Annotated in this window: 18 protein-coding genes; 12 read left to right on the top strand and 6 right to left on the bottom strand. The window is 73.3% G+C overall.

The window, feature by feature from the left end; all coding sequences use genetic code 11:
• Window positions 1-103: 103 nt before the first annotated feature.
• Window positions 104-424 (top strand): DMT family transporter, encoded by a 321-nt coding sequence (locus ACN6LM_RS11630; RefSeq protein ID WP_445065247.1) that lies wholly within the window; start codon window positions 104-106, stop codon window positions 422-424.
• Entirely contained in the window at window positions 424-960 is a 537-nt protein-coding gene (locus ACN6LM_RS11625) for a TetR/AcrR family transcriptional regulator (protein ID WP_445065246.1), read from the top strand. The genes ACN6LM_RS11630 and ACN6LM_RS11625 overlap by 1 nt, the downstream gene beginning before the upstream one ends.
• 15 nt (window positions 961-975) lie before the next feature.
• Here the strand turns inward: ACN6LM_RS11625 and ACN6LM_RS11620 are convergent, their stop codons facing one another.
• Window positions 976-1,857, bottom strand: coding sequence for a winged helix-turn-helix transcriptional regulator (locus ACN6LM_RS11620; RefSeq protein WP_445065245.1), 882 nt, complete (start codon window positions 1,855-1,857; stop codon window positions 976-978).
• 130 nt (window positions 1,858-1,987) lie between these two features.
• On the opposite strand from ACN6LM_RS11620, the gene ACN6LM_RS11615 reads away from it, so the two are divergent.
• Together ACN6LM_RS11615 and dapD are read left to right on the top strand one after the other, a co-directional pair.
• Window positions 1,988-3,235, top strand: a complete 1,248-nt coding sequence (locus tag ACN6LM_RS11615; RefSeq protein ID WP_445065244.1) for an MFS transporter — start codon at window positions 1,988-1,990, stop codon at window positions 3,233-3,235.
• 10 nt (window positions 3,236-3,245) lie between these two features.
• Window positions 3,246-4,235, top strand: coding sequence for a 2,3,4,5-tetrahydropyridine-2,6-dicarboxylate N-succinyltransferase (dapD, locus tag ACN6LM_RS11610; RefSeq protein WP_445065243.1), 990 nt, complete (start codon window positions 3,246-3,248; stop codon window positions 4,233-4,235).
• Here the strand turns inward: dapD and dapA are convergent.
• A complete protein-coding gene (dapA, locus tag ACN6LM_RS11605) occupies window positions 4,232-5,125 on the bottom strand; it encodes a 4-hydroxy-tetrahydrodipicolinate synthase (RefSeq protein WP_445065242.1) in 894 nt (297 codons plus the stop codon). The genes dapD and dapA overlap by 4 nt on opposite strands.
• Before the next feature lie 113 nt (window positions 5,126-5,238).
• The gene (locus ACN6LM_RS11600) at window positions 5,239-5,682 is read right to left on the bottom strand and encodes a GNAT family N-acetyltransferase (RefSeq protein WP_445065241.1); all 444 of its coding nucleotides are present in this window, start codon (window positions 5,680-5,682) and stop codon (window positions 5,239-5,241) included.
• 199 nt (window positions 5,683-5,881) lie between these two features.
• Between ACN6LM_RS11600 and ACN6LM_RS11595 the strand changes: the two genes are divergently transcribed.
• The 3 genes from ACN6LM_RS11595 (at window position 5,882) to ACN6LM_RS11585 (ending at window position 9,299) form a co-directional block, all read left to right on the top strand.
• A complete protein-coding gene (locus tag ACN6LM_RS11595; protein ID WP_445065240.1) occupies window positions 5,882-7,405 on the top strand; it encodes a hypothetical protein in 1,524 nt (507 codons plus the stop codon).
• A gap of 144 nt (window positions 7,406-7,549) precedes the next feature.
• The gene (locus ACN6LM_RS11590) at window positions 7,550-9,022 is read left to right on the top strand and encodes an alkaline phosphatase PhoX (protein WP_445065239.1); all 1,473 of its coding nucleotides are present in this window, start codon (window positions 7,550-7,552) and stop codon (window positions 9,020-9,022) included.
• Between the two features lie 46 nt (window positions 9,023-9,068).
• Window positions 9,069-9,299 (top strand): CarD family transcriptional regulator, encoded by a 231-nt coding sequence (locus ACN6LM_RS11585; RefSeq protein WP_018104640.1) that lies wholly within the window; start codon window positions 9,069-9,071, stop codon window positions 9,297-9,299.
• Between the two features lie 68 nt (window positions 9,300-9,367).
• On the opposite strand, the gene ACN6LM_RS11580 is transcribed toward ACN6LM_RS11585, so the two are convergent.
• Window positions 9,368-10,558, bottom strand: coding sequence for a TerD family protein (locus tag ACN6LM_RS11580; protein ID WP_445065238.1), 1,191 nt, complete (start codon window positions 10,556-10,558; stop codon window positions 9,368-9,370).
• 88 nt (window positions 10,559-10,646) lie between these two features.
• Window positions 10,647-11,462, bottom strand: a complete 816-nt coding sequence (locus ACN6LM_RS11575; protein ID WP_445065237.1) for an NAD-dependent epimerase/dehydratase family protein — start codon at window positions 11,460-11,462, stop codon at window positions 10,647-10,649.
• Between the two features lie 198 nt (window positions 11,463-11,660).
• Between ACN6LM_RS11575 and ACN6LM_RS11570 the strand changes: the two genes are divergently transcribed.
• Together ACN6LM_RS11570 and ACN6LM_RS11565 are read left to right on the top strand one after the other, a co-directional pair.
• Window positions 11,661-12,620, top strand: a complete 960-nt coding sequence (locus tag ACN6LM_RS11570; RefSeq protein WP_445065236.1) for a 5-dehydro-4-deoxyglucarate dehydratase — start codon at window positions 11,661-11,663, stop codon at window positions 12,618-12,620.
• Complete coding sequence (locus ACN6LM_RS11565; RefSeq protein WP_445065235.1) at window positions 12,617-13,795, top strand: hypothetical protein; 1,179 nt, start codon at window positions 12,617-12,619, stop codon at window positions 13,793-13,795. The genes ACN6LM_RS11570 and ACN6LM_RS11565 overlap by 4 nt, the downstream gene beginning before the upstream one ends.
• Here ACN6LM_RS11565 and ACN6LM_RS11560 read toward each other — a convergent pair.
• Window positions 13,781-14,992: an MFS transporter gene (locus tag ACN6LM_RS11560; RefSeq protein WP_445065257.1), complete on the bottom strand. Its 1,212-nt coding sequence runs from the start codon at window positions 14,990-14,992 to the stop codon at window positions 13,781-13,783. The two genes, ACN6LM_RS11565 and ACN6LM_RS11560, sit on opposite strands and share 15 nt — an antisense overlap.
• A 265-nt stretch (window positions 14,993-15,257) precedes the next feature.
• Between ACN6LM_RS11560 and ACN6LM_RS11555 the strand changes: the two genes are divergently transcribed.
• Genes ACN6LM_RS11555 through araD form a run of 3 tightly spaced genes read left to right on the top strand, consistent with a single transcriptional unit; the run spans window position 15,258 to window position 18,570 of the window.
• Window positions 15,258-15,914 (top strand): GntR family transcriptional regulator, encoded by a 657-nt coding sequence (locus ACN6LM_RS11555; RefSeq protein ID WP_445065234.1) that lies wholly within the window; start codon window positions 15,258-15,260, stop codon window positions 15,912-15,914.
• Between the two features lie 29 nt (window positions 15,915-15,943).
• A complete protein-coding gene (locus ACN6LM_RS11550) occupies window positions 15,944-16,846 on the top strand; it encodes a dihydrodipicolinate synthase family protein (RefSeq protein WP_445065233.1) in 903 nt (300 codons plus the stop codon).
• A complete protein-coding gene (gene araD, locus ACN6LM_RS11545; protein ID WP_445065232.1) occupies window positions 16,843-18,570 on the top strand; it encodes an L-arabinonate dehydratase in 1,728 nt (575 codons plus the stop codon). Before ACN6LM_RS11550 ends, araD begins: the two co-directional genes overlap by 4 nt.
• Window positions 18,571-18,709 lie beyond the last annotated feature (139 nt).

Here is an 18,709-nt window from a genome sequence, read left to right as displayed (position 1 = left end):
CCGCCCCACCCTGCGTCCTGCGCCACTGCTGCTCCCGCCCGTCTGTTCGATCACGTACTGAACGGACCACGGTAGCGGCAAGGCGATGCGTACACTTGTACACATGGGATACGGACTGCTCGCCGCGGCCATCGCGGCGGAGGTGGCGGGAACGACCGCCATGAAGTACAGCGAGGGATTCACCCGGCTGTGGCCCTCGCTGATCACCGTCGCCGGCTATCTGCTGGCCTTCTCCCTGCTCGCCCAGACCCTCAAGACCCTGTCCGTCGGCACCGCCTACGCGATCTGGGCGGGCGTCGGCACCGCGGCCGTGGCCCTCATCGGGATGTTCTTCCTCGGGGAGTCCGCGAGTCCGCTCAAGGCGCTCGGCGTCGTGCTGGTCATCGCCGGTGTGGTGGTGCTCAACCTGGGCGAGGCGCACTGATGGCGCGGCGGTACGACCCCGAGCGGCGGGACCGGATCATCGACGCGGCGATCCGGGTGGTCGGCGAGCGGGGGATCGCCGGGCTGAGCCACCGCTCCGTCGCCGCCGAGGCGGATGTGCCGCTGGGTTCGACCACGTACCACTTCGCCTCGCTGGACGAACTGCTCGTCGCCGCCCTGCGCCGGACCAACGAGAACTTCGCCGCCGTGCTGCGCGAGAGCCCCGCCCTCGCCGACCCGGGGGCGGACCTCGCCGCCGAACTCGCCCGGCTGCTGGGCGAGTTCTTCGCGGGCGGCCGGGGCCGGGCCGAGCTGGAGTACGAGCTGTATCTCGCCGCCGTACGCAGGCCCGCGCTGCGTCCGGTCGCCGCCGAGTGGACCGACGGCGTGACCGCGCTGCTCCGCCCCCGCACCGACCCGGCGACCGCGCGAGCCCTGGTCGCCCTGATGGACGGCATCTGCATCCAGGTGCTGCTCACGGGCGGCGCGTACGACGAGGCGTACGCACGGGAGATGCTGGGGCGGGTCGCGGGCTGACCGAATCCGGCGAGGTCAGCGGCCGGCCGTGTCCCTCACCGCGGCCAGGGCCGCCCGCACGCTGTCCTCGATGTCGGTGACCGGGTACAGCACTTCGCGGACCGTGCGGTCCCGGTCCACCACCAGGGTCAGCCGCTTGGCGCGGACGATCCCGCCGGCGCGGAACGTCGGCAGGCGCAGGGCGGCCGTCAGTTCCAGGTCGGCGTCGGAGAGGAGCGGGAAGCGGAGGTGCTCCGCCTCGGCGAACGCCGCCTGCTCGTCCGGACGTTGCGTGGAGACACCGTGCACGGCCGCGCCCGCCGCCGTGAAGTCGGCCAGTCGGTCGCGGTAGGTGCACGATTCGAGCGTGCAGCCGCGGGCGCCGGGGATGCCGGACCAGCCCGGGGGATAGGACTCCTGGCGGGCGTAGGCGCCGGGGAAGAAGTACAGGACGGTGTACGGGGTGCCCGCCACCGGGTCCCGGCGGTCGCCGTCGGCGCCCGGCAGGGCCAGGTCCGGCACGCGCGTCCCGCGCAGCGCGTGCACGCGGGCGGCCTCCCGTGAGGACTCGTCCGTGGTCGCCATCGTCTCCCCGTCTCCCATCACCCAGGCGTCGCCCCAGTCCTGGAGCGCGATCAGTACCGGCAGCAGGGCGCGGCCGCGCGGGGTCAGCCGGTACTCGTACCGCACCGGCCGCTCCTGGTACGGCTCGCGGGAGAGCACCCCCGCGTCGACGAGCAGCCGCAGCCGCTCCGTCAGGACCTTGCGCGAGACGCCGAGTTCGCGCTGGAGCGCGTCGAACCGGTGCACCCCGCGTGCGGCGTCCCGCACGATCAGCAGGGTCCACCAGTCGCCGACCACGTCGAGCGCCTGTGCGATGGCGCAGTCGGCGTCGGCCTGGCTGATGCGCTGGGACATGGAGCCTCCCTCGGTGGTCCGGGGCTGCCATTCAACTCCATCGGGCCGCGTTGACCTGCGGAATCCATGCTGCCATAGTCAGTTCCCAAAAGGAACTCACTAGGTGTTCCGTTGGGGAGGGGTAATGCCGATGGGGATGCTGAGCGGCGTGCCGCGCACGGTGCGGCTGCTGGCCTTCGGGGCCTTCTTCAACGCGGTGGTGAGCTTCACCTTCGTCTACCTCTTCGTCTACCTGACGGGCCCGCGCGGGCTCTCCGTCGCCCAGGCCGGGCTGCTCACCGGCATCGGCGGCACCGGTCTGGTCGCGGGGAACTTCACCGGCGGCTGGTTCGGCGACCGCTACGGGCACCGCCGGATGCTGCTGCTCGGCGCCTGTGTGAGCGGTGCCGTGCTCGTCACCCTTCCGCTGCTGCCGCTCGCCGCGCTGTACGCCGCGCTGCCCCTCGCCCAGTACGCGAGCGGCGTCGTGCGTGCCGCCAACTCCGCGCTGGTGGCCGTCTCCGTCCCGGAAGGCGGCCGGCGCCAGAGCTTCGCCCTGACCCGCTTCGCCTCCAACGGGGGCTTCACCCTCGGACCGCCCGCCGGAGCGCTGATCGCCGCCCGCTTCTCGTACGACTGGCTGTTCCTCGCCGACGGTGCGGGCACCCTGCTCTTCGCCTGTTACGCGGCCCGCATCCTCCCCGCCCGGGGCACCGCGCACTCCCGCCCCGCGCCCCCGCCGCCCGGCGCCCCGGGGCTGTGGCGCGCACTGCGGGCCAGGCCCGCCGTGCCGGTCCTGCTCGCCGCGATCGTCTGCGTGGACGTCGTCTACCGCCAGCAGTACTCCACCCTGCCGGTCTTCCTCGCGGACCACGGGCACGGCACCGCGTTCTACGGCTGGCTCATCGCCGTGAACGGCGGGGTCATCCTCTGCCTGGAACTGCCCGCCGCCCACGCCCTGCGCGCCCGCGCCCCGCTGGGCATCATCGGCGCCGGACTGCTGCTGGTCGCGGCCGGGTACGCGCTGCTGATCCCGGGCGCCGGGGCCGGATACGCCGTCCTGATGATGGTCTCCCTCACCCTCGGCGAGATCCTGTACAAGACCCCGGCCACGGCGTACGTCGCCGATCAGGCGCCCGGCCACGCGCAGGGCCGGTTCCAGAGCCTGTACGCGGGCGCCTCGATCAGCGGCCAGGTCCTGGCCCCGCCGCTGGGCGGCGCCCTGTACGCCGCCGCGCCCGCGCTGCTCTGGCCGGCCTGCGCGGTCCTGGCGGGTCTGGCCGGGGGCGCGGTGCTCGCCGCGAGGCGGCTGCCGGTGCCGGGCGCGGCGGCACCGGTCCCGGCGGCGCACCGCCCGGACGCTGGGACGGGTTCGCCCGCGCGGCCCCGGTCCGGTTAGGTTTCTGGTCATGACCGACACGACTTCCACCCGTACCACCGGCGCCGTCGCCGCCGGCCTCGCCACCATCGCCGGCGACGGTACCGTTCTCGACACCTGGTTCCCCGCCCCCGGGCTCACCGCCGAACCCGGCCCCGCCGGCACCGAGCGGCTCAGCCCCGACCAGGCCGTCAACCTGCTGGGCGAGGGCGCCGCCAAGGCCATCGGCGTCGACGCCCGCCGCGGGGTCGAGGTCGTCGCCGTGCGTACGGTCATCGCCTCGCTGGACGACAAGCCGCTCGACGCCCATGACGTCTACCTGCGCCTGCACCTGCTCTCGCACCGCCTGGTCCAGCCGCACGGGCAGAGCCTGGACGGCATGTTCGGCCACCTCGCCAACGTCGCCTGGACCTCGCTCGGCCCGGTCGCCGTGGACGATCTGGAGAAGGTGCGGCTCAACGCCCGCGCCGAGGGCCTGCACCTCCAGGTCACCTCCGTCGACAAGTTCCCGCGCATGACGGACTACGTGGCGCCCAAGGGCGTGCGGATCGCCGACGCCGACCGGGTGCGCCTCGGCGCGCACCTCGCCTCCGGCACGACCGTGATGCACGAGGGCTTCGTCAACTTCAACGCCGGCACGCTCGGCACGTCCATGGTCGAGGGCCGCATCTCCGCCGGTGTCGTCATCGGTGACGGCTCGGACATCGGCGGCGGCGCCTCCACCATGGGCACGCTCTCCGGCGGCGGCAAGGAGCGCATCGTGATCGGCGAGCGCTGCCTGGTCGGCGCGGAGGCCGGAGTCGGCATCGCGCTCGGCGACGAGTGCGTCGTGGAGGCGGGTCTCTACGTCACCGCCGGCACCCGGGTCACCATGCCGGACGGCCAGGTGGTCAAGGCCCGCGAGCTCTCCGGCGCCTCGAACATCCTCTTCCGCCGCAACTCGGTCACCGGAGCCGTCGAGGCCCGCCCGAACAACGCGGTCTGGGGCGGCCTCAACGAGGTCCTGCACAGCAACGACTAAGCGCCCACGAGGAGTTCCTCGTACGCCGCGCGCAGCCCGTCGGACGCCTCGCGCCCGGCGGGCCGCAGCGGTTCGCGGACCGGGCCCACCGCCAGCAGCGCCTTCGCGGTCACCGTGCCGGGCAGCCCGGACGCCATCATCAGCGCGGTCAGCGGGGCGAGCCGCGCGTTCAGCCGGGCGGCCCCTTCCGTGTCCCCGGCGTCGAACGCGTCCAGCACCGCCCGCATCCGGCTGGGCACCACGTTGGCGACCGTGCTGACGTACCCGGCGCCGCCCACCGCGTACAGCGGCAGGTTCAGCTCCTCGCAGCCGGAGTAGTACGCGAGTCCGCCGGCGGCGATCACCCGGGTCGCCGTCAGCAGGTCCTGCGAGCAGTCCTTCACGGCCACGACGCGCGGGTGCTCCGCGAGCCTGAGCATCGTCTCCGGCTCGATGCGGGTGCCCGTGCGGCCGGGGATGTCGTACAGCATCACGGGCAGGCCGGCCGCGTCCGCGATCCGCCGGAAGTGCGCTTCCACGGCCGCCTGCGGGGGCCTGCTGTAGTACGGGGTCACCACCAGGAGCCCGTCCGCGCCCGCCCGTTCCGCCTGACGGGCCAGCTCGATCGTGTGCCGGGTGTCCGCGGTGCCGACGCCGGCCACCAGCGGCACGCCGGGGCCGACCGCCTCGCGTACCGCGCGCAGCAGCTCCGCCTTCTCGGCGTCGGAGGTGGTCGGGGACTCCCCGGTCGTGCCGCTGAGCACCAGCCCGTCGCAGCCGCCCGCGACCAGGGCGGCGGCGTGCGCGGCGGCGGCCTCCCGGTCGAGGGCGCCGTCGGCGGTGAACGGCGTGACCATGGCACAGAGAGCGCGGCCGAAAGGGCGCGGGCGGGCGGAACCGGAAGGCGTCATATCCGCAGTCTCGGTCCGTCGACCGTGAAGGTCCACTTAGATCTGCTGCGGGTGAAGGTGAAGCAACGCTCAAGAGTGCGCGGTGGCCCGCCTGCTCCCCGGGGCCAGGGTGCTCAGAGGGCGAGCTTGAAACCCTCATGGCTCGCGGTGAATCCCAGCGAGGTGTAGAACCGGTGCGCGTCCGTCCGCCTCCGAGCGCTGGTGAGCTGGACCAGGGCGCAGCCGCGCGACCGGGCACGCTCGACCGCGAGCTCCATCAGCCGCCGGCCCAGGCCGCTGCCCCGGCGGTCCGCCCCGACCCGCACGGCTTCGATCAGCGCCCGCTCGGCGCCGCCCCTGCCGAGCCCGGGGATGTACGTGGCCTGAAGGCAGCCCACCACCGCCCCGTCCACCTCAAGCACCAGGATCTCGTTGCGCGGGTCGCCCGTGATGTCGGCGAACGCCTTCTCGTACGCCTCGCTCACAACGATCGACGCGGGGTCCGTCACCGCGTCCTCGTCGGCGAGCAGCGCGAGAACGGCGGGCAGGTCGGAGCGGGTGGCGGTACGCAGATGCACGCCCCGGATTCTGGCACGTCCGCCCCGGCGCGGGCAGGCCCGGGGCCCTTGCCCGCATTCCGGTCGGCACGCGGCGAAATGCGTCTACGCTTAGGGCGTGTTCCGCCCGCGCCCCGCCGAAGGTCCTGGGCCGCGGCACACGAACTGAGCCGGCCGGCCCGGCGACCGAAACCCCCGTACGTTCCGAGGAGACCCCCTGATGTCCGCAGAGCGCCCGACCCTGCCGCCGGTCCGGCTGCGCACCGAGGCCGAGCTGGCACGGGACGCCCTTGCCGCGCCGCTGCTCGCCCGTGCCGCACGGCTCGCCCGCTGGGCCGGCCCGGACACCAGGGTCGGCGCCGGCGGCGAGCTGTCCGACGCGCAGCTGCCCGCCGCCGCCGAACTCCTCGGCCTCGCGCCGGACGAGGACGGCGCGGCGGAGGCCAGCGAGGCATGGCGGCTCGCCGTGGACACCGGTCTCGTCGAGATCGAGGACCCCGCCGGTGGGACGGGAGACCCGGACGACGGCTTCGGCGGGGACGAGGGCTTCGGCGAGGACGACGAGCCCGGGGACGTGGACGAGGAGCCGGCCGGGACCGTCACGGCCGGTGAGAACCTGGCGCTGCTGACCGGGGGTTCACCGGCGGACGTCCTCGCGATCTGGCTCGACGGCCTGGAGGCCGCGTACGCCGACGCCACCGCGCCCGCCTTCGACGACTTCGCGGACCTCATCGGCGAGGACGGCTCGGTCGACTTCGACGCGCTCGACTGGGACCCGGAGACCGAGACGGAGTTCCTGGACGGCGTTCTCGGCAACCTCTACCTGCTCACCGTCGGCGAGGGGGCGGACGGGGCGCCCGTCCCGCTGCCCGCGCTCGCCGCCTCGGTGATCGTCCCCGACGACATGGGCGAGCCCACCGACGACGTCCTGGAGCAGGTCTCGGACGCGATGATGCGGCTGGACGACCAGTTCCGGGTCCTCGAACCCATCGGCATCGTCGAGTACCAGCCGGTGGACGAGGCGCTGCTGGTCGAGGAGGGCGAGGACGCCCTGTCCCCGGGCGACGAGGAGGACGTCACCCGGTACGGCATGGTCCGGCTGACGCCCCTCGGCCTCTACGGCATCCGCGCCCGCATGCTGGATGCCGGGGTGGACGCCCCGGCGATCGGGGACCTCGCGGACAAGGGCGCCGACGCGCTCCTCGGCGGTGTCGCCCACTACCCGGAGTCCGCCGCGCGCGCCGAGATCCAGCTCTGGCTCACCCGCCGGGGCCCGGACGGCGCCGCCGCCGAACTCCTGGACGCCGCACGGGGCGCGGACGAGCTGGGGCCGTTGCGCCGGCTGCACTGCCAGCAGGCGCTCGCCCTGGTCGGGGCCGAGGCGGAGCCCGCGGTACGCGCGGTGCTCGACGACCCGGAACTCGGCGGCCTGGCCCGTGTCTGGCTCGCCGAACACGGCGCGGAGGGCGTCCCGGCGCCCTCGGAAGAGATGATCTTCTGGCTCGCCATCGACACGATCGCGGCCCAGCTGGAGGCCGCCGGCGACCTCGAGGAGCTCCAGGGCCTGGTCGAGGGCCTGTCCGGCCAGCACAGCGGCTTCTTCGAGGAGGCGTGGCGCGTCGACCACCCGGCCACGGCGGACGTCCTGGAGGCGATGGGGCGGCTGCACAGCGACAAGAAGCAGGCCAAGGACGCCCGCAAGGCCGCGTTCAAGGCGCGCTCGCGCGGCGGTTCGGCCGACTGAGCGGGCGTACCGCGACGGTGTGAGGGGCGGCCGAAGTTCACCGAACGGGTCGCCCCGAAGTCGTCGCAGGTTCAACTGGTGTTGGGGAACGGACGGAACGGTGAGCCCGTCAACAGCACGCCCCCGCAGCACCAGGAGTACGTGATGGCCTTCACGCGCAGGGAATTCACCAGACAGTCCGCCCTCACCGGCGCCGGCATCGCCCTCACCGGAACCGTCGCCGCGCTGGCCACCGCGCCCGGCGCCCTCGCCGCCGGGGGCCCGGCCCACGACCACGGCCACGACGGCCACGGCCACGACGGTCACGGTCACGGCCATGAGCACGGCCCCGGGTACGGCCCGCTGCGCCCCGACCCGAAGGGCATACTTGCGCTGCCCGCCGGCTTCTCGTACCGGATCATCACGCACTGCGGGGTCACCAAGCTGGACAGCGGCGAGTACACGCCGTCCAACCACGACGGCACGGCCGCCTTCGAGGGCCCGCGCGGCGTGACCCTGCTGGTCAACAACCACGAGCTGAGCGGCACCCGGGCCGGCTGGGAGCACCCCGTGCCCCTCACCGACGGTCTGGTCTACGACCCGGTCGCGGCCGGCGGCTGCACCGTCGTGGAGACCCGCCGCGACGGCCGCACCGCCGAGTGGGTGGGCATCGCCGGCACCTCCACCAACTGCGCGGGCGGCGCCACCACGTGGGGCACCTGGCTCACCTGCGAGGAGACCGAGGACAAGGCCGGCAAGAACGGCCTCCTCAAGGACCACGGCTACGTCTTCGAGGTCGACCCGTACGACAAGCGCGCCAACCGCTCGCCGCGCCCCATCAAGGCGTTCGGCCGGTACGCGCACGAGGCGGTCGTCATCGACCCCAAGCAGGGGCACGCCTACCTCACCGAGGACGCCTCGGGCCCCAACGGTCTGCTCTACCGCTGGGTGCCGCCGCACGGCTTCCGGCACGGCCGGGGCAAGCTGCGCACCCTCGCCGACGACGCCGGGGTCCTCCAGGCGTTCAAGTGCTTCGACAAGAACGGCACGTTCGTCGACGACCTCTCCCGGGCCACGAAGACCGGCACCGTGTACGGCGTGGACTGGGTGGACGTGCCGGACCGCGACGCCAAGTCCGTCTCGGTGCGCAAGCAGTTCGCGGACGGCGCGGTCACCCGTGCCCGCAAGCTGGAGGGCATGTGGTGGGCCGACGGCGGCGCGTACATCGTGTCCTCCTTCGCGCGCGCCGAGAGCCCGGTCCAGCACGACGGGCAGGTCTGGTTCTACGACCCGAAGCGCCGCACGCTGACCCTGAAGGTGCTCCTGGGCGTCAACCCGGACCCGTCGAAGGACGGAGCGTTCGACGGCCCGGACAACATCACGGTCTCGCCGTACGGCGGCCTGGTCATCGCCGAGGACGGCGAGGGCGTCCAGCACCTCTTCGGGGCGACCGAGAGCGGCCGTACGTACCCGATCGCGCGCAACGAGCTGAACATCGGCAGCGAGGCGGAGCCGGAGTACAGCGAGTTCACCGGGGTGACGTTCTCGCCGGACGGGCGGACGCTGTTCGCCAACATCCAGACCCCGGGGATCATGGTCGCGATCACCGGTCCGTGGAAGCGGCAGCCCAACCGTTAACTGCCGGGCATGGCGTCGGGCCCTCCGGGGGCGCATACTCGAAGCAATGAAACAGTCAGCCGGCTCCCGGCGCCACCTGCCGTCCAGTCCCTTCAACCGCCCGGCCCAGGCGGCCCCACCGGTCGAATTGTTCGACGTGGGTGACCGGGTCTCGCACGACCAGTTCGGTCTCGGGCGCGTCCTCGCCGTCGAGGGCGACAACGACGCGGTGCTCATCGACTTCGCGGGCCGCCAGGGCCGCATCATGAGCCCGTACTCCAAGCTCACCAAGCTCTGAGGCCGTCACAAAGGGGCCGTCCGCCAGCCGCGCGGACGGCCCCTTAACCATGCCCGGGACCCGGTTCCCTAGAGCGCCTGGGCGGCCGGCTTGACCATGCCCCGGACGGTCCGCGACTTCACGAAGTCGCCCATCGCGGTCATCTCCCACTCGCCGGAGAACTGTTTGATCAGCTTGGCCATCATCACACCGGTCTGCGGCTCGGCCCCGGTCAGGTCGAAGCGGACCAGCTCCTCGTCGGTGGCGGCGTCGACCAGCCGGCAGTACGCCTTGGCCACCTCGGTGAACTTCTGGCCCGTGAACGAGTTGACCGTGAACACCAGGCCCGTCGCCTCCGCCGGGATCCGGCCCAGGTCCACGACGATCACCTCGTCGTCCCCCGCGCCCTCACCGGTGAGGTTGTCCCCGGAGTGCTTGATCGCGCCGTTCAGGACGGACAGCTTGCCGAAGTAGCAGCTGTCCAGGTGGTTGCGCTGGGGGCCGTACACGATGACCGAGGCGTCCAGGTCGATGTCCTTGCCCCGGAAGGCGGGCTCCCAGCCGAGGCCCATCTTGACCTGGGAGAGCAGCGGGCGCCCCGCCTTGACCAGCGAGACCGTCTCGTTCTTCCGGAGGCTGACCCGGCCCTTGTCCAGGTTGATCTTGCCGGGCGCGGGCGGCGTCGCGGGGGCGGCGGGCGCGGGAGGGGCGGCCGGGGGCGCGGGGGTGGTGACCGGTGCCGGGGCGGCGGCGGGGGCGGCCGGAGCGGCGGCGGGGGGCTCCTCGACCGTGACGCCGAAGTCCGTGGCGATGCCGGCCAGGCCGTTCGCATAGCCCTGACCGACCGCGCGGACCTTCCAGGCGTCGCCGCGCCGGTAGACCTCCATGATCACGAGCGCGGTCTCGGCGCCCAGCCGGGGCGGGGTGAAGGAGGCGATCACGGCGCCGTCGTCCGCGTTGCGCACGGTGGCGGTCGGCTCGACGCCCTGGAAGGTCTGGCCGGCGGCGTCCGGGCTGGCCGTGACGACGATCTTCTCGATGCCGGCGGGCACCGACGCGGTGTCCACGACGACGGCGTCCGGTGCGCTGCCGCCGCCGGAGCGGTAGCTCACGCCGGGGCCCGCGGGCTGGTTGTAGAAGATGAAGTCGTCGTCGGAGCGCACCTTGCCGTCGGCGGTGAGCAGCAGGCCCGAGACGTCGAGCCGCACGGGCGCGGCGACGTCCACCGCCACGCGGACGGCGGTGAGCGGAAGGTTCGAGCCGGGTGTCATAGCGGTCATGTCGGATGAACGAACGACCCGGCTTTGCCGTTCCCTTACCTTTCGGCACCTTCGCCCGTACGGCGGAATGGTGTGTTCCGGGCCCTGGTCAGTGCGGCCAGACCGGCGGGTTGGTGCAGAAGTGGCCGCCGAGGTGGGCGTGGTCCGGGTTGGCCGGGTCCAGCTCGCCGTGTTCCGCGACGAGCTTCGCCGCGTACGGCTCCGAGTCGTCGCGCGGTTCGTAGCCCAGCGCACGGGCCGAGGTGAGGTCCCACCACAGCCGGGTGTTGTCCGACGAGCCGTACACCACGGTGTGGCCGACGTCCCCGGCGGTGAGCGCGGCGTCGAAGAGCCGGGCGCCGTCGGCGGGGCTCATCCACACCGAGAGCATCCGTACGGACGTCGGCTCCGGGAAGCAGGAGCCGATGCGGACGGAGACCGTCTCGATGCCGTGCAGGTCCCAGTACAGCTGGGCGAGGTCCTCGCCGAACGACTTGGAGAGGCCGTAGAAGGTGTCGGGGCGGCGCGGGGTCTCCACCGGGATCAGCGGATCGCCCGGGAGCGGGCGCGGGGTGAAGCCCACCGCGTGGTTGGACGAGGCGAACACGACGCGGCGGACGCCGGCCTCGCGCGCGGCCTCGTACAGGTTGTACGTGCCCTCGATGTTCGCCTTGAGGATCTTGTCGAACGAGGCTTCCAGGGAGATGCCCGCGAGGTGGATGATCGCGTCGACCCCCGTCACGGCCGCGCGCAGCGCCTCCCGGTCCCCGAGATCGGCCGTGATCGCGTCCGGCTCGCCCTCGATCGGCACCATGTCGAAGAGGCGCAGCGTGTAGCCGTGGGCGGGCAGCAGCTCGCGCATCAGCGTGCCGAGGCCGCCGGCGGCGCCGGTGAGCAGGACGGTGCGGGGCTTTTCGGCGGGCATGCGGGGTCTCCTCTTGGATCAGGTTCACATGCGTGGACAAGGTATGCGGGGGGTCGGAAGGCGTCAAGGGAACCCTGTCGAGGGTTGGCCCGGACCAGGCCGTCGGCGCCTTGACCCCGGCGCCCCACCGGGCCTAGCTTAGGCGTCGTTCATAAGTATGGACACTAATCAGAGATGCGCACGCCTCAGGAGGCGCCCGTGAGCTCAGACCCGCTTGCCGCCCGGCTCACCGCCGTTGCCGGGCCGCTCTTCTTCCCCGTCACCGCGTACGACGCGACCGGCTCCGTCGACCTGGACGCCTTCCGGGCGCACGTCCGCCAGGGCGTCGACGCGGGCGCGGCGGCCGTCTTCGCCTGCTGCGGCACCGGGGAGTTCCACGCCCTGACACCGGAGGAGTTCCGGCGCGTCGTCGCCGCCGCCGTCGCGGAGACCGCCGGGCAGGTGCCGGTCGTCGCGGGCGCCGGGTACGGCACCGCGCTGGCCGTCCACTTCGCGGAGCTCGCCGAGGAGGCCGGTGCGGACGGGCTCCTCGCCATGCCCCCGTACCTGGTCCACGCGGACCAGGAGGGACTGCTGGCCCACTACCGGGCGCTGGCCGGGGCGACGGGCCTGGAGACCATCGTCTACCAGCGCGACAACGCCGTGTTCACCCCCGAGACCGTGGTCGCCCTGGCGCAGACCCCGGGGATCATCGGTCTGAAGGACGGCTACGGCGACCTGGACCTCATGCAGCGCATCGTGAGCGCGGTGCGCACCGGGCTGCCCGGGCGGGACTTCCTCTACTTCAACGGGCTGCCCACCGCCGAACTCACCGGCCTCGCCTACCGGGGCATCGGCGTCACGCTGTACTCCTCGGCGGTCTTCGCCTTCGCCCCGGACATCGCGCTCGCCTTCTACCGCGCCCTGGAGTCCGGCGACGACACCCTGGTCAACGCGCTGCTCGACTCCTTCTACCGGCCGCTCGTCGAGCTCCGGGCCCAGGGGCGCGGCTACGCCGTGTCCCTGGTCAAGGCGGGCGTCCGGCTCAACGGCCTGGACGTCGGGCCGGTGCGGAGCCCGCTCACCGAGCCGCCGGCCGCCCACATCGAGGAGCTGACGGAGATCATCGCGAGCGGCCGCGCCCTGCTGGAGCGGCACGAGGCGGAGGGGCGCGGATGAGGACGTCCGCCTTCCTCTACCCCTGGGACGTCGTCGGCGACCCCGAAGCGCCCGCCCGCATCGCGGACCTCGGTGTCCAGCAGGTGACGCTCGCCTCCGCCTACCACTCCACCCGGGCGCTGACCCCCCGCCACCCAGGCCACCGCGTCGTCACGGCCGAGTACGCGGCGGTCCTGTACCCGCCGGACGAGGGCCGCTGGGCGGGCCGGGCGCTCCGCCCGTACCGGCAGGCGTGGACGGCCTCCGACGACCCCTTCGCCGAGGCCGCCGAGGCGCTGTCCGGCGCGGGTCTCGACGTGCACAGCTGGGTGGTCCTCGCGCACAGCTCACGGCTGGGCGCGGACCATCCGGACACCTCCGTGGTCAACGCCTACGGGGACCGCTACCCGTGGGCGCCCTGTGTCGCGCGCCCGGAGGTCCGCGCCTATCTGGTGGACCTCGCGGCGGAGGCGGCGGTGCGCGACGGGGCGCGGGGCACCGAGCTGGAGTCCTGCGGCTGGTACGGCTTCGCCCATCTGCACGCCCACGACAAGGTGGCGGGCGTCGGGCTCGGGGACGCGGCGCAGTACCTGATGTCGCTCTGCTTCTGCGCCGTCTGCCGGGCCGGTTACGCCGGACAGGGCCTCGACCCCGAGGAGCTGGGCGCGGCCGTGCGCCGCGCGCTGGCGCCGGTCTGGTCCGGGTCCGGAGCACCGGACGCGGGCTGGGAGGCCGTCGGGAAGCTGCTCGGCGCCGACCTCGCGGAGGCGACGCTGCGGTGGCGCACGGAGGTGGCCCGGAGCCTCCAGGAAGCGGTGACCGGCGCGGTGCGGGCGGCGGCCGCGCCCGGGTTCCAGGTGCTGCTGCACGCCGACCCCGCCCCGTACCGCTGCGGGGCCAATGTGGGCGTCGACCCCGGGCACATCCTGTCCGTGGCGGACGGGGTGGTGCTGCCGTGCACCGGGTCGGACGCGGCGCGCGAGGCGGTGCTCGGGCCGTTCGCCGGTGCCTCCGACGCCGTCGTCGCCGCCAACCTCACCGTGGTGCGCGGCATGGGCGGCAGCCCGGACACGCTGGAACGGGACGCCGCGCACGCCGCCACGCTCGGCGCGAACCAGCTCCGGCTGTACCACGCGGGCCTGGCCTCGGACCCGGACCTGGCGACCGTCAGGGGGGCGCTCTCACGCCTCGGCTGAGACGGGCGGGCCGGCGGGTGCCAGGGGGCCCCGCCGGCCCGTCATCAGCAGTGCCGCCGTCAGGACCGCCCCCGCCCCCACCAGCGGCAGCAGCACCGTGACGTCCACCCGTGCCACGAGCCCCGCGCCGATCCCCAGCGCCACCGCGTTCGGCGACATCATCAGCGTGTCGGCGGTCGCCGCCGTCCTGCCCAGCACCGCGTCCGGGGTCTCCCGCTGCACCGCCGTCAGCGCGGCGATCAGCACGCACGGCAGACCCACCCCGATCAGGGCGCACGCGGTGAGCGCCACCGCGTCGGACGGCACGGCCCGCAGCCCCACCGCGACCCCGAACACCGCGATCCCGGCCGCCGCGAACACCCGGCCCGGCAGCCGGCGCATCAGCGCGCCCGCGAACAGCCCGACCGTGACGGAACCCAGCCCCTGGGCGACCGACAGCACCCCGGCGTACGCGGGGGAGTGGCCGAGGGTGCCGTCCACGACGGCGTACAGCGACGCCCCGTTGAGCCCCGCGCACAGCATCGTGGCCGAGGCGGCGAGCACCAGCGGGCGCAGCACCGGCGACCCCCACAGCTGCCGCAGCCCGGCCGTCCAGCCGCCCGGCCCCACGGGCGAGGGGCGGGCCGTCCGGCGTACCCGCAGCAGTGCGTAGAGACATGCCGCCAGGGCGAAGGAGACGGCGTCCAGGAGTGCCACGGCGCCGCCGCCGTAGCGGGCGCAGAGCCCGGCGCCGGTCAGCGGGGCGACCAGCTTCATGCCCTCGTTCGCCATCATCCGCAGGCCGTTGAAGTCGCCCAGCAGGCCGGGCGCGACCGCCCCCGCCACCACGGCCGACTCCGCCGAGCCCATCAGCACCGAGGCACACCCGTACAGCACGAGCACCGCGATCAGCAGCCAGACGCGCCCCTCCGCGCCCACCGCCGCGAGCACGGCCATCAGGAGCGCCAGGGTGACGTTCGCGCCCACCAGCAGCGGCTTGCGCGGCAGGCGGTCCGCCACCGCACCGAGCAGCGGCCCGAACAGGACCGGCATCCAGACCGCGAACAGCGCGAGCGCCGCCAACGCGTCGGAACCGGTCAGCGACTTGACCCAGATCCCGGCGGCCAGAGTCATCGCCGAGGTGCCGAATCCGGAGACCACGACCGCCGTGAGGAACAGCCCCGCCGTCCGGTCCCGTAGCACCCGCCCCACCGCCATCACACCCACCGCACCTTCCTGACCTGCGTGTTCGTCATGCGGCCAGGCTGGCGGCTGAGGCCCCGGCGCGGCATCGGGCAGCTGCCCTATGCCGGGGAACTCCCGGTGGGCGCACCGGAATCCGTGTACGGCACATGTCCCGGTCCCGCGAATTTCTTTCGTCAGAAGCGTTGACGAAACATTCGCGGCGGCCCTAGCTTCATCGCGTCGTACTCCGTACGTCATATATGAGACGCGATACGCGAGATGTGAGAGCCCTGCACCCATGACCTTTGCGCCCACCCCGATTCCGTCCCGCACCCAGTACGTGCTGGAGGCGGTCAAGCACGCGATCCTCACGGCACAGCTGAGGCCGGGGCAGGCGCTCGTGGAGACCGAGCTCGCCGCGCAGTTCGGGGTCTCCAAGACTCCGGTCCGCGAGGCGCTGAAGACCCTCGCCGGCACCGGACTCGTCGTCATGAGCCAGTACAAGGGCGCCACCGTCCGGCTGGTCGACGCGGCCATGGCCCGCGAGGTGTACGACGTCCGGCTGCTGCTCGAACCCGAGGCGCTGCGCCGCTCGATCACCCGCAAGGCGTCGCTCGACGAGGCGCAGGAGGCCCTGGAACGGGCGGACACGGCGGGCGACAAGGCCGACAGGTCGCTCGCCAACCGGGACTTCCACCGGGCGCTCTACCTGCCCTGCGGCAACCCGCTGCTGGCCCGGATGCTGGACGAGGTCCGCGACCAGGCGGCGCTCGTCTCCACGGTCGCCTGGTCCACCATCCCCTCCTGGGAGCGGGAGGCGGCCGAGCACCGGGAGATCCTGCGGCTCGCGCTCGCCGACGACGCGGACGCGGCGGCCGGGGCCCTGCACGACCACATCGCGTCGTTCGTCCGCCGCGCCTTCCCCGACGACGAGGACGGGGGCGGCGCGGCGTGAACCGGCACACCGACGAAAGGCCAGTCCGCATGGACCTCACACCGCTGAAGGCGGCCCTCGCAGATGTCGTGGCGATCCCGGTCACCCCGTTCGCCGGGGACGGGACCATCGACACGACGGCGCACCGCGCCCTGCTGCGGAGACTGCTCGACGGCGGCGTGCGCATCGTCACCCCGAACGGCAACACCGGGGAGTTCTACGCGCTCACCCCCGAGGAGCGGCGCACCGTCACCGAACTGACCGTCGACGAGGCCGGCGGCCGTGCCACGGTCCTGGTCGGCGTCGGACACGACGTGCCGACCGCCGTCGCCGCCGCCGAGCACGCCAGGGACGCCGGGGCCGAGATGGTGATGGTCCACCAGCCCGTCCACCCCTACGTCTCGCAGGACGGCTGGATCGACTACCACCGGGCCATCGCGGAGGCCGTCCCCGGGCTCGGGGTCGTCCCGTACATCCGCAACCCGCACCTCGACGGCGCCTGCCTGGCCGTGCTGGCCGACAGCTGCCCCAACGTCATCGGCGTCAAGTACGCGGTGCCGGACGCCGCCCGCTTCGCCGCCTTCGCCCGCGACGCCGGCCTGGACCGCTTCGTCTGGGTCGCCGGCCTCGCCGAGCTGTACGCACCGGCCTACTTCTCGGCCGGTGCCACCGGCTTCACCTCCGGGCTGGTCAACGTGGCGCCCGGCGTCTCGCTGGCCATGCTGGAGGCGCTGCGGGCCGGCGACCACCCGGCGGCCATGAAGGTCTGGGAGCAGATCCGCCGCTTCGAGGAACTGCGCGCCGACCGGCAGTCCGCCAACAACGTCACCGTCGTCAAGGAGGCCCTGGCCGCGCTCGGGCTGTGCGACCGCTCGGTGCGCCCGCCCAGCCGGGTGCTGCCCGAGGCGCAGCGCGCCGAGGTCGCCGACCAGATCGCCGGGTGGTCCATATGACCGCCCGCATCGCCCCCGAGGAACTGCGCAGCCACCAGTGGTACGGCACCGACGGGCTCCGCTCGTTCAGCCACCGCGCCCGCACCCGCCAGCTCGGGTACCTCCCCGAGGAGCACCTGGGCAAGCCGGTCGTCGCGATCCTCAACACCTGGTCGGACATCAACCCCTGCCACGTCCACCTGCGCGACCGGGCGCAGGCCGTGAAGCGCGGGGTCTGGCAGGCGGGCGGCTTCCCGCTGGAGTTCCCGGTCTCCACGCTCTCGGAGACCTTCCAGAAGCCGACCCCGATGCTCTACCGCAACATGCTGGCGATGGAGACCGAGGAGCTGCTGCGCTCCTACCCGGTCGACGGGGCGGTGCTGCTCGGCGGCTGCGACAAGTCGACCCCGGCCCTGCTGATGGGCGCCGCGTCCGTGGACCTGCCGGCCGTCTTCGTACCGGCCGGGCCGATGCTGCCGGGGCACTGGCGCAACGAGGTCCTGGGGTCCGGCACCGACATGTGGAAGTACTGGGACGACAAGCGCGCCGGGCTCATCGGTGACTGCGAGATGGGCGAGCTGGAGAACGGCCTCGCCCGCTCGCCCGGCCACTGCATGACCATGGGCACCGCGTCCACCCTGACCGCCGCCGCCGAGGCGCTCGGCGTCACCGTCCCCGGCGCCTCCTCGATCCCCGCCGTCGACTCCGGCCACGACCGGATGGCCGCCGCGTCCGGGCTGCGCATCGTCGAACTGGTGTGGCAGCAGCGGAAGCTGTCGCAGATCCTCACGGCGGAGGCGTACGAGGACGCCGTCGCGACCGTCCTCGCGCTCGGCGGGTCCACCAACGCGGTCATCCACCTCATCGCGATGGCCGGCCGCTCCGGCATCAAGCTCACCCTGGACGACTTCGACCGCATCGCCCGCACGGTCCCGGTCCTGGCCAACCTGCGCCCCGGCGGCACGTACCTGATGGAGGACTTCCACTTCGCCGGCGGGCTCCCCGGCTTCCTGGCCCGGATCGCCGACGTCCTCCACCTGGACCGGCCCACCGTCGCCCACGACACCCTGCGCGAACAGCTCGACGGGGCGCTCGTGCACAACGACGACGTCATACGGGAGCGCTCCAACCCGCTCGCCGACGAGGGCGGAGTGGCGGTGCTGCGCGGCAACCTCTGCCCGGACGGCGCCGTCATCAAGCACATCGCCGCCGAACCGCACTTGCTGCGCCACACCGGGCCCGCGGTCGTCTTCGACGACTACAGGGAGATGCAGCGCACCATCAACGACCCGGCGCTCGCGCTGACCCCCGACCACGTCCTGGTCCTGCGCAACGCGGGCCCCAAGGGCGGTCCCGGGATGCCCGAGTACGGCATGCTGCCGATCCCCGACTACCTGCTCAAGCAGGGTGTCCGGGACATGGTCAGGCTCTCCGACGCCCGGATGAGCGGCACCAGTTACGGGGCGTGCGTGCTGCACATCGCGCCCGAGTCCTACGTCGGCGGGCCCCTCGCCCTCGTCCGCACCGGTGACCTGGTCACCCTGGACGTCGAGGCCCGGCTGCTGAACCTCGACGTGTCCGACGAGGAACTGGCCCGCCGCCGCGCCGAGTGGACCCCGCCGCCCGCCCGGTACGAGCGCGGCTACCAGGCGCTCTACCAGGACCAGATCACCCAGGCCGACACCGGCTGCGACTTCGCCTTCCTGGCCCGGCCGGGAGAAGTGCCCGACCCGTACGCCGGCTGAACGGCCCCTCAGGGATTCCGGCGCCCCCTTGTTCGAGATACCGAACGCCATGCGGGAAGCGCTTGCGCACTACACGCACCACCGGCTCCGCCGCGTAACACCGCACCACCCGCACCCCCGTACAGAGAGAACGGAGACG

The organism is Streptomyces sp. SAS_281 (assembly GCF_052542855.1).
Note: the sequence above shows the minus strand (reverse complement) of the source record. Positions and strands in the feature narration are given on the sequence as shown.